Consider the following 16,947-nt stretch of genomic DNA (forward strand, 5'->3'; position numbering starts at 1 on the left):
AGGTGCTGGGTGTGGAGCGGGTCGGGATCGATGACGACTTCTTCGCGCTCGGCGGCCACTCGTTGCTGGCGACCCGTCTGGTCAGCCGCATCCGCAGCAGCCTCGACGCCGAACTGTCCGTACGCCAACTCTTCGAGAGCCCCACCGTCGAGGGAGTCGCGGACGCACTCGACCGGGCGGGACGTCCCGCCCGGGCCAGGCTGCACCGCGCACGGACCCGCCCGGAACGCGTCCCGCTGTCCCACGCCCAGCAGCGGCTGTGGTTCCTCGACCGGCTCCACGGAGCCGGCCCCGCCTACAACATCCCGGCCGGGCTGCGGCTCATCGGAGCCCTCGACGTCGCCGCACTGCGAGCCGCCCTGGCCGACGTGGCGAATCGACACGAGGTGCTGCGCACGGTGTTCGCCGAGGACGACAGCGGCCCGTACCAGGTCGTGCTCGACGGAGCCGCGGCCGCGCCGGACCTCACCTCCGTACCGTCCGCGGAGGACCTCCTCGACCGGCAGCTGCGTGAGGCCGCACGACAGCCGTTCGACCTGGCCACGGAACTACCCTGGCGGGCAAGGCTGTTCGTCCTAGGCCCGGACGAGCACGTGTTGTTGCTGGTGATGCATCACATCGCGGCCGACGGCTGGTCGATGCCGGTGCTCGCCCGCGATCTGGGCCGGGCGTATGCCGCGCGGTGTGCGGGTCAGGCGCCGGTGTGGGCGCCGCTGCCGGTGCAGTACGCCGATTTCGCGCTGTGGCAGCGTGAGGTGCTGGGCGCGGAGGACGACCCGGACAGCGTGGCCTCGCGTCAACTGGAGTACTGGAGCGAGCAGTTGCGCGACCTGCCGGAGGAGCTGGAGCTGCCGGCCGACCGGCCCCGGCCCGCCGTCGCCACCTACCACGGCGGCGAGGTGGCCTACGAGATACCGGCCCCGCTGCACGAAGCGCTCACGGCCGTCGCCCGCGAGCAGCGCGCGAGCCTGTTCATGGTCGTGCAGGCGGCGCTCGCGGTGCTGCTGACCCGGCTGGGCGCGGGCACCGACATCCCCGTGGGCACGCCGGTCGCGGGCCGCACCGACGACGCGCTGGACGACCTGGTCGGCTTCTTCGTCAACACGCTGGTGCTGCGCACGGACACCTCGGGTGACCCGGCCTTCACCGACCTCGTGGCCCGGGTACGGGAGACGGACCTGGCGGCCTACGCCCACCAGGACCTGCCCTTCGAGCGCCTCGTCGAGGTCCTCACCCCCGAACGCTCCCTGTCGCGCCACCCGCTCTTCCAGGTCGCTCTCTCCTTCGACGCGGCCGACCAGCAGGCCGCCCTGGACACCCTCAGCGGGATGCCCGGGCTCGACCTCGCACAGCACCGTGTCGGCAGCGGCACGGCGAAGTTCGACCTGTCCTTCGCCTTCCTCGAGCAGCGCGGCGCCACGGGCGCGCCCGCCGGCATACGCGCGACACTCGCCTACCGCACCGACCTGTTCGACCACTCCACCGCCCAGTCGCTGGCCGAACGCCTCGTGCGCCTGCTCGGTGCCTTCGCGGCCCGGCCCGGCCAGCGGATCGGCGCACCGGCCGTCATGAGCGAGGCCGAACGCCACCGCGTGCTGGTGGAGTGGAACGACACGCGGCGCGCCGTCCCCGCGGTGACGATCCCCGCACTCTTCGAGGAGCAGGCCGCCCGCACCCCCGACGCCGTCGCACTGGAGGACGGCGGCCTGGCGCTCACCTACCGGGAGCTCAACACCCGGGCGAACCGCCTCGCCCACCACCTCATCGCGGACGGCATCGGCCCCGAGGACCTCGTGGCGCTGCGGACTCCCCGCTCGTGCGACATCGTCATCGCCGTTCTCGCCGTTCAGAAGGCGGGTGCCGCATACGTCCCGCTCGACCCGGGGCTGCCCGCGGCCCGCGTCACCGCCCTGCTCGCCGACACCCGCCCGGCGCTCTTCCTCGAAGGGCTCCCTGCCGACGACGGGATGTTCGCGGACGAGCGGTACGCCGCCGACCCGTGCGACGCGGACCGGCGACGGCCGCTGCGCCTGGACCACCCGGCGTACGTGATCCACACCTCCGGCTCGACCGGCATTCCCAAGGCCGTCGTCACCACGCACGCCGGCGCTGCGAGCCTCGCCACGCTCGCCCCCGCGCTCGGCGTCGGCCCCGGCCACCGGGTCCTGCACTTCGCCTCATTCGGCTTCGACGTGTCCGTGCTGGAGATGTGGACCGCACTGTTCACCGGCGCCACCCTCGTGCTGGCCCCGGACGAGAGCCGCACCCCCGGCGCGCCGCTCACCGAGTTCCTCGCGGAGCGGAGCATCGACTTCGCCAAGCTGCCCGCATCCGTGGTCGCCGCACTGCCCCCGGAGACGGAACTGCCCGCCGGTCTGAACACCCTGGTGGTCGGCGGCGAGCAGTCCACCGCCGAGACCGTGCGCCGCCACGCCCGCGGCCGTACGGTCGTCAACGCCTACGGGCCCACCGAGTACACCGTGAACTCCGTGGTCAGCGCGCCCCTCTCGGGCGCTGGCACACCGCCGATCGGCAGGCCGCTCGCCAACGTGCGCGCCTACGTGCTGGCCCCCGACCTCACCCCCGTTCCGGTCGGCACACCCGGCGAACTGCACCTCACGGGACCGGGGCTGGCCCGCGGCTACCTCGGGCGGCCCGATCTGACCGCCGAACGCTTCGTCGCCTGCCCGTTCGGGGCGCCCGGCGAGCGGATGTACCGCACCGGCGACCTGGTGCGCCGGCGGGCCGACGGCGACCTGGAGTTCCTGGGGCGCACCGACGATCAGGTCAAACTGCGTGGATTCAGGATCGAGCCCGGCGAGATCGAGGCCGCCCTCACCCGGCTGCCGCAGGTCGCGCAGGCCCGGGTCGTGGTGCGCGAGGACCGGCCCGGAGACCGGCGCCTGGTGGCGTACGTCGTGGGGCGCGAGTCCGCGCCCGAGCCCGCCGCCCTGCGCTCCGAACTCGCCGCGCGGCTGCCGGACCACCTGATACCCGCCGCCTTCGTGCCACTGGCCGCCCTGCCGCTCAACCGCAACGGCAAGCTCGACAAGGCCGCCCTGCCCGCTCCCGACTACGCGGCAGAGTCCTCCGGCCGGGCCCCGCGCACCTCCGTCGAAGAGCTGCTGTGCGGAGTCTTCGCCGAAGTGCTCGGCCTCGAACAGGTCGGTGCCGACGACGAGTTCTTCGCCCTGGGCGGCGACAGCATCATGTCCATCCAGCTCGTGAGCCGGGTGCGCCGCGCCGGTCTGGTGCTGTCCGTACGGGACGTCTTCACCCACCGCACGCCGGCCGCCCTGGCCCGGGTCGCGGCCGACGCCGGGGCGCTGCCGCGGCCGGACGCGGACGAGGGACTCGGCGCCGTGCCGCTCACGCCTGTGATGCGGTCGTTCGCCGAGCGCGGCGGGCCCGTGGACCACTTCAGCCAGTCGCATGTGCTGCGCGTGCCGCCGGGCGTGCGGCGGCACCATCTCGTCGGGGCGCTGCAGGCCGTGCTCGACCACCATGACGCGCTGCGCGCCCGGTTGGGCACCGAGGGGCCCGAATGGGAGCTGGACATCCCGGCCCCGGGCACCGTGTCCGCCGAGCACTGCCTGCACCATGTCGACGTCTCCGACGCGACGCACGAGGCGTACGCCGAGCTCCTGGTCGCCGAGGGCACCGCGGCCCGCCGCACGCTGGCGCCGCGGGAGGGGCAGATGCTGCGGGCCGTCTGGTTCGACCGCGGCCCGTCCCGCCCCGGCAGACTGCTGCTCGTCGCCCATCACCTCGTCGTCGACGGAGTCTCCTGGCGCATCCTGCTGCCCGACCTGGCCGAGGCCTGGCATGCCGTGTCCGAGGACCGCACACCCGCCCTGCAGCCGGTGGGCACCTCGCTGCGCGGCTGGGCGCTCGGTCTGCGCCGCAGCGCCGCGGCACCGGAAAGAGAGGCCGAACTGCCGCTGTGGGCCGACACCCTGGGCCGCGCGGCGGTGCCGCTCGGGAAGCGCCCGCTCGACCCCGGGCGGGACACCTATGCCACGGCCGGCCGGGTCACCGTGACGGTGCCCGCCGCGGTGACGCAGGCGGTCCTCGCCCGGGTCCCCGCCGTGTACCAGGCCGGGGTGGACGACGTCCTGCTGGCGGCGTTCACGCTCGCCCTCACCGAACGGTCGCACGGCTTCGACGTCCTCGTGGAGCTCGAGGGACACGGGCGCGAGGAGGACGCGATCGGCGGCGCCGCCGACCTGTCCCGCACAGTCGGCTGGTTCACCAACGCCTATCCCGTGCGCCTCGAGGCGGGCGCCCTGGACCGGGCGGACGCCTGGGCCGGCGGACCGGCCGCCGGACAGCTCCTCAAGAGCGTCAAGGAGCAGTTGCGCGGCTACCCCGACCGGGGGATGGGCTACGGCATGCTGCGCCACCTGAACCCGGCCGCCGCGGATGTGCTGGGCGGGCTGTCCCGTCCCGAGATCGGCTTCAACTACCTCGGCCGGTACACGGTCGGCGGTCCGCAGGAGGCCGACTGGACCATCGAGGCGGGAGTCGACACCGGTCCCGAACACGACCCGGACATGCCGCTGCCGCACGTCCTGGAGCTCAACGCGGCCACCAAGGACGCCTCCGAAGGCGCCGAACTGGTTGCCACCTGGACCTTCGCCGGCCATCTCCTCGCGCCCGACGACGTGCGCGAGTTGGCCGGGGCCTGGGTCCGCGCACTGGAAGCCCTAGCTGCCCATGCCGAACGCCCCGACGCGGGCGGACTGAGCCCCTCCGACGTGGCGCTGTCCTCGATCGGCCAGAGCGAGATCGACGAGTTCGAACGGGAACTGCAAGAGGAGTGGGGGACCCTGTGAGCCGACCGCAGACGACCATCGAGGACATCCTGCCGCTCACCCCGCTACAGGAGGGACTGCTCTTCCACAACGCCTACGACGCGGACGGCACCGACGTCTACACCGGCCAGGTGGTCTTCGATCTGGAGGACCCGCTGGACGTCGGGGCGCTGCGTGCGGCCTGCACGGCCCTGCTGGAGCGGCACACGACCCTGCGCACCTGCTTCCGGCAGCGCAGAACGGGGGAGTGGGCCCAACTGGTCCTGCGCAACGTTCCGCTCGCCTGGCACCAGGAGGACCTCGCCGGCCTGGACCCGGCGAGCCGGGAGGAGGCCGCGGAACGGATCCTCACGGCCGACCGCGTCAAGCGGTTCGACCCGGCGAACCCGCCGCTGTGGCGGCTGACCCTGCTCACCCTGGGCGAGGGCCGCCACCGTCTCGCCTTGACGTTCCACCACACCCTGGTCGACGGCTGGTCCCTGCCCGTGCTCGTGCGGGAGCTGATCGCCCTGTACGCCGCCGGCGGCGAGGCCTCCGGGCTGCCCGCCGTCCGCCCGTACCGCGACTACACGCTCTGGCTCGCGGCACAGGACCGGGCCGCCGCGGCCGGCGCCTGGCGCGAGGCGCTCGCGGATCTCGAGGAACCCACGCTGGTTGCGCCCGGCGCGTCCCGCAGCCCGGTCTTCCCGGAACGAGTGCACGCGGAGCTGTCCGAGGCGGACACCGAACGCCTCACGGCCTGGGCCCGCGGCGCCGGACTCACCCTCAACACCGTCGTGCAGGGCGCCTGGGCGCTGCTGCTGGCCCAGTTGACGGGCAAGGACGACATCGTCACCGGCAACACGGTCTCCGGACGCCCGCCCGAGGTGGACGGCGTCGAGTCGATGGTCGGCATGATGATCAACACCGTGCCGCTGCGGGTGCGTCTGCGCCCCGCGGAGGCACTCGGCGACCTGCTGGCCCGGATCCAGGACGAGCAGACCCGCCTGCTGCCCCACCAGCACCTCGGGCTCGCCGAGATCCGGTCGCACACCGCGATCCCCGGGGGCGAGATGTTCGACAGCCTCTACGCGTTCCAGAACTACCCCTCCAGCGGCGCCGGCCGCGACGCCCTCGGCACCACCCTGCGGATCGCATCGGTGCGCACGCAGGACGCCGCGCACTACCCGCTGACCCTGGTCGTCGGTCCCGGCCGGACCCTGCGCTTCCACCTCGACCACCGGCCCAACGCCGTGCCGCGCCCGCGGGCCGAGGCCCTCGCCCAGGCGTTCAGGCGGCTGCTGGCCGCCATCCCCGGCCACGCCGCGCTACCGGTCGCCCGCCTGGACCTTCTGGGGTCCCAGGAGCGCCGGCGGCTGCTGGCCCTCGGCACCGCCGAGGAACCCGAGGCCCGGCGCGCCACCCTGCCGGCCCTCTTCGCGGAACAGGCCCGGCGCACCCCGGGCTCCGTCGCCGTCACCAGCGGTGACGAGAGCCTGACCTACGAAGAGCTCGACGCCCGCGCCGACCGCCTGGCGCACTGGCTGGCGGCGCGGGGTGCCGGCCCGGAGACGTTCGTCGCGCTCGCCCTGCCGCGCGGCGCGGACCTGGTCGTCGCCGTCCTGGGCGTCCTGAAGTCCGGTGCCGCTTATGTGCCCATCGACCCGGACTACCCGCGCGACCGTGTGGCCTACATGCTGCAGGACGCCCGGCCCGCCCTGGTGCTCGACACCCTGCCGCCCGAGGTCACCGACCCCAGCGCCCCCCGGGCACGGCCGGCGGCCGGACTGGAGCCGGAGCACCCCGCGTACGTGATCTACACCTCCGGCTCAACGGGCCGCCCCAAGGGTGTCGTGGTGCCCCACCACAACGTGGTGCGGCTGTTCTCGGCGACCCGGCACTGGTTCGGCTTCGGGCCCGAGGACGTCTGGACGCTGTTCCACTCCTACGGCTTCGACTTCTCCGTCTGGGAACTGTGGGGTCCGCTGCTGCACGGCGGCCGCCTCGTCGTCGTACCCCACGATGTGAGCCGGAACCCGGAACAGTTCCTGCGCCTGCTCGTCGACGAACGCGTGACCGTCCTCAACCAGACGCCCTCCGCCTTCTACCAGCTGATGCAGGCGGACGCCGAGCACCCGGAGCTCGGCCGCCGGCTCGCCCTGCGGCACGTCGTGTTCGGTGGCGAGGCCCTGGAACTGGGCCGGCTGCGGGAGTGGTACGAGCGGCACGCCGACGACGCGCCGGTCCTCGTCAACATGTACGGCATCACCGAGACGACCGTGCACGTCACGCAGGTCGCCCTGGACCGCACGGCGACCGGACGCTCCGCCAGTCTCGTCGGCACCGCCATCCCCGATCTGCGGGTCCGGGTGCTCGACAGCTCCCTGCGCCCCGCGCCCGAGGGCGTCACCGGTGAGCTGTACGTCGCCGGCGCCGGCCTCGCCCGCGGCTACCTGAACGGGCCGGGCCTGACCGCACAGCGGTTCGTGGCCGACCCCTACGGCCCGGCGGGCAGCCGGCTGTACCGCACCGGTGACCTGGCCCGCTGGAACGCCGACGGCGAACTGGAGTACCTCGGCCGCGCCGACGACCAGGTCAAGATCCGCGGCTTCCGCATCGAACTCGGCGAGATCGAAGCGGTCCTGGCCGCCCACCCGGCCATCGCCCAGTGCGCCGTACTCGTGCGCGAGGACCGCACCGGCGACCGGCGGATCGTGGCGTACACCGTGCCCGCCGGCACGCCGGCAGCGGCCGCCGAACTGCGCTCGCACGCCGCCGCCGAGCTGCCCGACCACATGGTGCCGTCCGCGTTCGTCACGCTGGACGCTCTGCCGCTGACCGCCAACGGCAAGCTGGACCGCCGCGCCATGCCCGCGCCGGAGACCTTTGTCCCGGCCCCCGGCCGCGCCCCGCGCACCCCGCGCGAGGAGATCCTGTGCGGTCTCTTCGCCGAGGTACTGGGCCGCTCCACGGTCGGCGTCGACGAGAACTTCTTCGACATCGGCGGGCACTCCCTGCTCGCCACCCGCCTCGCCAGCCGCATCCGCGCCGTGCTCGACGTCCAGGTCTCGGTGCAGCAGCTGTTCGACGCGCCCACGGTCGCCTCGCTCGCCGTCGTACTGGAATCCGGGACAGGAGCAGCCCGGGGCAGGGTCACCGCCGGCCGGCGGCCCGAGCGGCTGCCGCTCTCCTTCGGCCAGCAGCGGCTGTGGTTCCTCAACCGCTTCGAGGGGCAGGGCGCCACCTACAACATCCCGGTCGTGCTGCGCCTGGACGGCCACGTCGACCCGGCCACGCTGCGCGCCGCGGTCGACGACCTCGTGGCCCGGCACGAGCCCCTGCGCACCGTCTTCGGCGAGGACGACGAGGGACCGTGCCAGACCGTCCTCGACGCGGCCGACGCCTTACCGGAGTTCCGCCACACCGAGGCCCCGGAGGAGGAGTCGGCGGCGCTCGTCGCCGGATGGACCGCACGCGGCTTCGACGTCTCCAGCGATCTCCCGCTGCGCGTCGCCCTGTTCAGCCACGCCCCGGAGCACCACACGCTCGTCCTCGTCGTGCACCACATCGCCGCCGACGGCTGGTCACTGCCGGTGCTCGTCCACGACCTGGCCACCGCCTACGCCGCCCGCCGCGCCGGCCGGGCGCCCGGCCGGCCGCCACTGCCGGTGCAGTACGCCGACTTCGCCCTGTGGCAGCGCCGCGAACTGGGCGAGCAGGACGATCCGCACAGCCTTCTCGGCCGCCAGCTGGACTACTGGCGCACCGCCCTGGCGGAACTGCCCGAGGAACTCGCGCTTCCCTTCGACCGGCCGCGCGCGTCCGGCACGGCGCACCGCGGTGAGCGCACCGAGTTCGACGTACCCGCCGAACTGCACCAGCGCGTCGCGGACACCGCGCGCTCCCACAACGCCAGCGTGTTCATGGTCGTCCAGGCCGCCCTCGCCGTGTTGCTGTCCCGCCTCGGCGCCGGCCAGGACATCCCCATCGGAACACCGATCGCCGGACGCACCGACGAGGCCGTGGAGGAACTCGTCGGCTTCTTCGTCAACAACCTCGTGCTGCGCACCGACCTGTCCGGCAACCCGACGTTCGCCGAACTCCTCGCCCAGGTCCGCGAGACCGACCTGGCCGCGTACGCACACCAGGACGTGCCCTTCGAGCTGCTGGTGGAAGACCTCAACCCACAGCGCTCGCTCGCCCGTCATCCGCTCTTCCAGGTCCTGCTCACCGCGGACACCGCGGACCACCAGCGCGCGCCCGAGGCGGTCGGAGAACTCCTCGGTGCCCGCGTGTCGCCCGTGGCCGCGGAGGCGGGCACGGCCAAGTTCGACCTGCTCTTCGGTTTCGCGGAGCACCGTGCGGACGACGGGACGCCCGACGGGATGCGCGGCTCCCTGTTGTTCGACACCGACCTGTTCGACCGGGGCACCGCCGAGGCGATGGCGGACCGGATGGTGCGCCTGCTCGACGCCCTCACCGCCGATCCCCGGCGGCACGTCGCCGACGCCGAGATCCTCGGCTCCGGGGAGCGGCGGCGCGTACTGACCGAATGGAACGACACCGAGCGGCCGTCGCCGGCCGCCCTGATGGACCTGTGCGCCCGCCGGGTGCGCGAGACGCCGGACGCCGTCGCCCTCGTCAGCGGTGACCAGGAACTCTCGTACGCCCAGCTGGACGAGCGGGTGGACCGGCTGGCCCGGCTGCTGCGCGCACACGGCGCGGGCCCCGACCGGCTCGTCGCCGTGGCCCTGCCCCGCACCCCGGATCTCGTCGTGGCGCTCCTCGCCGTCCTCAGGTCCGGTTCCGCCTATGTGCCGGTCGACCCCGACTACCCGGCCGAGCGCATCAGCTGGGTCCTGCGGGACGCCGCGCCCGCGCTGGTCGTCACCACCCGCGTGACGGGCGCCCAGCTGCCCGCCACCGCCGCCACCCGCATCGAACTGGACACGGAGGAGACCCGCGCGGCGCTCGCCGCACCCCCGGAGAACGCCCTGCCCACGGTGGACGGCGCCCACGCCGCGTACGTCATCTACACCTCCGGGTCGACCGGCCGCCCCAAGGGCGTGGTGGTGCCCCGCGCCGCGCTGGACAACTTCCTTGCGTCCATGCAGGAACGGTTCCGGCTCGGCGCCGACGACCGGCTGCTCGCCGTCACCACGGTCGGCTTCGACATCGCCGGCCTGGAGCTCTACCTCCCGCTCACCGCGGGCGCGGCCGTCGTGCTCGCCGGACCCGACGAGGTCCGCGATCCCCGCGCCCTGTGCGCGGAGGCCGAACGGACCGGCACCACCGTGCTGCAGGCCACCCCCGGCCTGTGGCGTGCGCTGGTTGAACAGGGCGGTGAACACCTCGCCGGCGTCCGGGTCCTCGTCGGCGGCGAGGCGCTGCCCGCGGACCTGGCCGACACCCTCCTGGGCCGCGGACAGATGGTCACCAACCTCTACGGGCCCACCGAGACGACGATCTGGTCCACGGCGGCCGAGCTCACCCCCTCCGACGGCGCCCCCTCCATCGGGCGGCCCATCGGCAACACCCGGGTCTACGTGCTGGACGACCGGCTCCGGCCGGTGCCGGCCGGGGTACCCGGCGAACTGTTCATCGCGGGCGACGGCCTCGCGCGCGGCTACCTGGGCCGTCCGGCCCTCTCGGCCGAGCGCTTCGTCGCCTGCCCGTTCGGCGCCCCCGGCGAGCGCATGTACCGCACCGGCGACGTGGTGCGCTGGCGCGCCGCGGGCGAGCTGGAGTTCCTCGGCCGCGCAGACCAGCAGGTCAAGGTGCGTGGTTTCCGCATCGAACCCGGCGAGGTGGAGGCCGCCCTGGCCGCCCACCCCCGGGTCGACCGGGCCGTCGTCACAGCGCGGGCGGACGGTGCGGGCAGCACCCGGCTGGTGGCGTATGTCGTCGCGGAACAGCCGCCCGCCGCGGGAGAGCTCCGCGACCACCTGGCCCGGCTGCTGCCGCCATACATGGTGCCCTCGGCCTTCGTACGGCTCGACGCGCTGCCGCTCACGCCCAACGGCAAGATCGACCGCAAGGCGCTGCCCGAGCCCGAGTTCGGCACCGCGGACGGCAGCCGGGAGCCGCGCAGCCGCCGCGAGGCGCTCCTGTGCGACCTCTTCGCCGAGATCCTCGGCCTGGAGCGGGTGGGCATCGACGACGACTTCTTCGAGCTGGGCGGGCACTCCCTGCTCGCCGCCCGGCTCGCCGGACGCGTCCGCGCCGCGCTCGGCATGGAACTGACCCTCCGTGAGCTGTTCGAGGCACCGACTGTCGCCGGGATCTCCGCGGTACTGGAGCGTACCCACCCCGAGGTGGACGGCCGCCCGGTCGCCGCGGCTGCGCTCAGCCCGGCGCAGCGGCGCCTGTGGTTCCTGCACCAGCTGCAGGGCGACAGCGCCCTGTACAACGTCCCGGTCGCGGTGCGCCTGTCCGGCCCCCTGGACCGGGAGGCCCTGCGCCGGGCCCTGTCCGACGTGGTGGAGCGGCACGAGGCGCTGCGCACCGTGTTCGCGGAGGACCACCGGGGCCCGTACCGCGTCACCGTCGACGGCGCGCCCGTGCTCGACACGGCGGACACCACCGAGGAGGCTCTCGTCGAGCGGCTGGAAGAGGCGGCGCGCCGCCCCTTCGACCTGACCGCCGGCCCCGCCTTCCGCGCCCTGCTGCTGCGGATCTCCGACGAGGACGCCGTCCTGCTGCTGGTGACCCACCGCATCGCGGGCGACGTCTGGACGGCACCCGGGCCGTCCGAGGACCTTGCCGCCGCCTACACCGCCCGCCGTGAGGGCCGGCCGCCGCGCTGGACCGCTCCGGCCCCCGCCGAGCGCCCCGTACCGGACGCTGCAGACGACGACCTGCCGTACTGGCTGGAGCAGCTGACCGGCCTGCCGGAAGAGCTGGAACTGCCCGTCGACCGGCAGCGGCCGGCCGTCGCCGGATACAGCGGCGGCCGGGTGGAGTGCGCGGCCGACCAGACCCTGCACGCGGCGCTCGGCGGCCTGGCCGAGACTCACGGAGCCGGCCTGCGGACGGTGCTGCACGCCGCTCTCGCCGCCCTGCTCACCGGCCTCGGCGCGGGCAGGAACCTCCCGCTGGGGATCCCGGCGGCCGACCTCGCCGCCGAACTCCCCGGTGTTCCCGCCCCGTTGGCGGACACCCTCGTGCTGCGCACCGACACCTCCGGTGCCGCCCTGGACTTCGCCGGACTCATCGCCCGCGTCGCGGACACGGCCCGGGCCGCGGCCGCGCGGGCAACCGTCCCGTTCGACCGTCTCGTGGAGCGACTCGACCCGGCGCGCTCCCTCGCCCGCCACCCCCTGTTCCAGGTACACCTCGCCCAGGCCCGGCGCACGCTCGCCGACGCTTTCGGCACCCCGGGCGACCACCCGCCGGGCCCGGTCGCGAGCGCCCTCGACGTGACCACGGGCACCTGCCGCTACGACCTGCAGCTGACCTTCGAGGAACGCTTCGGGCCCGAGGACGAGCCGGCCGGGCTGCACCTCGCCCTGGACTTCAGCACGGACCTCTTCGACCGGTCCACGATCGAACGGCTCGGCGAGCGTCTGCTCCAGCTGCTGCGGACCGTCGCCGAGCGGCCGACCCTGCCGCTGCACCGCGTCGATCTGCTGCTTGCCGCCGAGCGGCAGCTGCTTCAGGAAGCCGGCCGGAACACCAGCCTGTCACCCGCCGGAAGCCTGGTCGAACACTTCGAAAGCCAGGCGGCCCTGACACCGGACGCGCCCGCGGTCGTGCACCAGGGCACAGCGCTGACCTACCGGGAACTGAACGAGCGGGCCAACCGCATCGCCCGCCACCTGCTCGCCCGGGAAATAGGGCCGGAGCGGTACGTCGCACTGGCCCTGCCCCGCACCCCCGACCTGTGGGCGGCCGTCTTCGGTGTGCTGAAGACGGGAGCCGGCTACCTGCCGCTCGACCTGTCCTATCCGGCGGAGCGCATCGCGTACATCGTCGACGACGCCCGGCCCGACCTCGTGCTCACCCACACGTCCGCGGCCGGCGTGCTGCCCCCGTCCGCGGGACGGCACATCGTCCTCGACGACCCCGGTGTGCGACGCGCACTGGACCTGCTTGCGGCACACGACCCGGACGAGGCCGAACGGCGCGCGCCGGTCCTGCCCGCGCACCCCGCCTACCTCGTGTACACCTCCGGCTCCACCGGCCGTCCGAAGGGCGTGGTGGTCCCGCGCGCGGGCCTGCTGAACGTGATGACGGCCCTGCGGACACGGTTCGCGATGGGCCCCGGCGACCGTCAGCTCGCCGTCGCCCCCGTCGGGTTCGACATGGCCGGACCCGAGCTGTTCCTGCCCCTGCTGTGCGGCGCCGCGGTCGTCCTGCCCGATCAGGACACCGTCCGGGACCCCGCCGCTCTGCTGGCTCTCCTCGCCCGGGAGGGCATCACCGTGCTCCAGGCCACCCCCAGCCTGTGGCACGCCCTCCTCGCCGAGGACGACACCGGGGTGCTCGGCGGACTGCGCGCCTTCGTGGGCGCGGAGGCGCTGCCCGCGGCACTCGCCGCGCAGCTGCGCGGCCGGGTACGGGAGCTGACCAATCTCTACGGCCCCACGGAGACCACCATCTGGTCGACGGCCTGGCCGGTGCCCGACGACGTCTCGGAACCGGCGATCGGCCGCCCCCTCGACAACACCCGCGTCCACGTCCTGGACGAGTTCCTGCGGCCCGTGCCGCCCGGTGTCCGGGGTGAGCTGTGCATCGCCGGAGACGGCGTGGTACGCGGCTACGCCGGTCGCGCCGGGCTGACCGCCGAACGCTTCGTGGCCGACCCGTTCGGCCCGGCCGGCAGCCGTATGTACCGCACGGGTGACGTGGTGCGGTGGAACAGCGCCGGGCAGCTGGAGTTCGTGGGCCGGGCCGACCACCAGGTGAAAGTGCGCGGATTCCGCATCGAACCCGGCGAGGTCGAGGCCCGCCTCGCCGCCCACCCGGCGGTCTCCGCCTGCCTGGTCGTCGTACGCGAGGACCGCCCGGGCGACCAGCGGCTCGTCGGCTACGTCGTGGCGCACGGCGACCCGGCCCACAGCGAGGAGCTGCGCACCCACCTGACGCAGACGCTGCCGGAGTACATGGTGCCGTCGGCGTTCGTGACCCTCGACGCGCTGCCGCTCACCCCCAACGGCAAGCTGGACCGCGGGGCCCTTCCCGCCCCGGTGCACGAGAGCGCGGCCGGCTCCCGGGCCCCGCGCACCGAACGCGAAGAGCTGCTGTGCACGCTGTTCGCGGAGGTGCTCGGCGTCGAGCGGGTCGGGATCGACGACGACTTCTTCGCCCTGGGCGGTCATTCCCTGCTGGCCACCCGGCTGGCCTCCCGGATCCGTACCGCGCTCGAGGTCGAACTCTCCGTCCGGGAACTGTTCGAGGCACCGACCGTGGCGAGCCTCGGCGCCGTCTTGGAGCGTGTGTCCGCCGCCCGGGCGGGCGTCCGCCGCGTCGACCCGCGCCCCGAACGCGTACCGGTCTCCTACGTCCAGCAGCGCCTGTGGTTCATGAACCGGGTCGAGGGCACCCGCGCCACCTACAACGTCCCGCTCTCCCTGCGGCTCACCGGGAAGCTCGACCGGACGGCCCTCACCGAGGCGACCGCGGACGTCGTCGCCCGCCACGAGCCGCTGCGCACCGTCTTCGCCGAGGACGAGCAGGGCCCCTACCAGCGGATCCTGGACGCCGCGGAGGTACGCCCCGAACTGACGGTGGTGCCGGTCACCGAGCAGGAACTGGACGCCCGGCGCGACGAGGCGGCAGGTCACGTCTTCGACCTGGCCGCCGAACCCCCCGTACGTGCCTGGTTGTTCACCCTGGGCGACGACGACCAGATGCTGCTGCTCCTGCTGCACCACATCGCCGCCGACGGCTGGTCCATGCCGGTCCTCGTACGCGATATGGCCACCGCCTACGCCGCACGCCACGGCGGCCGGGCACCCGTGTGGGAGCCGCTGCCGGTCGACTATGCCGACTACACCCTCTGGCAGCGCGCCATGCTGGAGGACGACAACGGCCCCGTGGCCCGCCAGCTCGCCCACTGGACCGCCCGACTCGCCGATCTGCCGGCCGAACTGCCCCTGCCGACCGACCGTCCCCGGCCGGCCGTGCCCTCGTACGAGGGCGGGCGCATCGCCTTCGAGATCCCCGAGGAGGTCCACCAGGCGCTCACCCGGCTGGCCAGACAGCGCAGGGCCAGTCTGTTCATGGTCGTGCAGGCCGCCGTCGCCGCACTCCTGACCCGGATCGGCGGCGGGACCGACATCCCCATCGGGTCGCCGGTGGCGGGACGCACGGACGAGGCCCTCGACGCCCTCGTCGGCCTGTTCATCAACACGCTCGTGCTGCGCACCGACACCTCCGGCAACCCGGCCTTCACCGAACTCGTCGACCGGGTCCGCGAGACCGACCTCGCCGCCTACGCGCACCAGGACGTGCCCTTCGAGCGCCTCGTCGAGGTGCTCAACCCGGAGCGCGCGCTGGCCCGCCACCCCCTCTTCCAGGTCGTACTGACGGTCGACAGCACCGATCAGCAGTCCGCCACGGACGAGGTGGCCGAACTGCTCGGCGTCTCCGTCACCCCGGGCACCACCGAGACCGGCGTCTCCCGGACCGACCTGCTGTTCGGATTCGGCGAGCGTTTCACCGCCGACGGCTCGCCGGCCGGACTGCGCGGCGCACTGCTGTACAGCACGGACCTCTTCGACCACGGCGCTGCGCACACGATGGCCGAGCGCCTGGTCCGCTTCCTCGGCGCGGTCGCCACGCAACCCTCGTGGCGCATCGGCGAGTTCGACATACTTCAGGACACCGAGCGGCGCCACCTGCTGACCGACTGGCACGGCTCCGTCGAACCCGCGCCCTCCGGGACCGTACTCGACCGCTTCGCCGAACAGGTGCGGCGCGACCCCGCCGCTGCGGCCGTCGAAACCGACGCCGCCGTGCTGTCGTACGCCGAGCTCGACCGGCTCTCCGACCGGGTGGCCCGCCTGCTGATCGCCCGCGGCGCCGGGCCGGAGCGCTTCGTCGCACTCGCCCTGCCGCGCTCGGCCGACCTCGTCGTGGCGGTCCTGGCCGTCCTGAAGTCCGGCGCGGCCTACCTGCCCGTCGACCCGGACTACCCGGACGAGCGCATCGCCTACCTGCTGGCCGACGCCGAGCCGGCCCTGCTGCTGTACTCCGCCGAGACCGCGGACCGGCTGCCCGTGTCCGCGGTGCCGGGCCTGCTGGTGGAGGAACTGCTCGCCGAGGCCGCCGCGTCCGTTACGCAGGACGACACACCCGTGACGGATGCCGACCGGAACGCACCGCTGACGCCGTCCCACCCGGCCTACGTCATCTACACCTCCGGCTCCACCGGCCGTCCCAAGGGCGTCGTCGTCGAGCACGCGTCCGTGCACGCGTACCTGACCTGGGCCCGCGATGCCTATCCGGGCCTCGCCGACCGCGTGCTGCTGCACTCGCCGATCGCGTTCGACCTGACCGTGACGGCACTGCTCGGCCCGCTCGTCGCCGGTGGCTCGATACGCCCCGCGGACCTGGAGGCGAAGGCGGCGAGCGGCGGCCGTCCGGCCTTCCTGAAGGCCACGCCCAGCCACCTGCCGCTGCTCACCGCCCTGCCCGACTCGCTGTCGCCGACCGCCGACCTGGTCGTGGGCGGCGAGGCACTCACCGGGGAGACGGTCCGGGCCTGGCGCGAGCGCAGCCCCCGGGCCACCGTGATCAACGAGTACGGCCCCACCGAGGCGACCGTCGGGTGCGTGGTGTCCTTCATCGGACCCGACGAGGAGCCGCCCACCGGATCCGTCCCCATAGGACGTCCCATCCGCAACATGCGGGCCTACGTCCTCGACGGCGCACTGCAGCCGGTGCCCCCGGGCGTCCCCGGCGAGCTGTACCTGGCCGGCCCCGGCCTCGCGCGCGGGTATCTGGGGCGTCCGGGCCTGACCGCCGGACGGTTCGTGGCCGATCCGTTCGGTCCGGCGGGCTCCCGTATGTACCGCACGGGCGATCTGGCCCGGTGGACCCCGCGGGGCGAACTCGACTTCCTGGGGCGGGCCGATGATCAGGTGAAGGTGCGGGGTTTCCGTATCGAGTTGGGTGAGGTGGAGTCGGCTCTGGCGGGGTTGCCGGGGGT

At 73.9% G+C, this 16,947-nt stretch carries 2 protein-coding genes; both read left to right on the top strand.

Features of this window, described 5'->3' with window-relative positions:
* The coding region (locus tag H8R17_RS41125; protein WP_187828308.1) for a non-ribosomal peptide synthetase at positions 1-4,835 on the top strand (4,835 nt) is incomplete at its 5' end.
* A partial coding sequence (locus H8R17_RS41130) for a non-ribosomal peptide synthetase (RefSeq protein WP_187828309.1) occupies positions 4,832-16,947 on the top strand: 12,116 nt, incomplete at its 3' end. The genes H8R17_RS41125 and H8R17_RS41130, both read left to right, overlap by 4 nt.

The organism is Streptomyces sp. TRM68367 (genome assembly GCF_014495685.1).
In the GTDB taxonomy this organism is placed as follows: Bacteria; Actinomycetota; Actinomycetes; order Streptomycetales; family Streptomycetaceae; genus Streptomyces.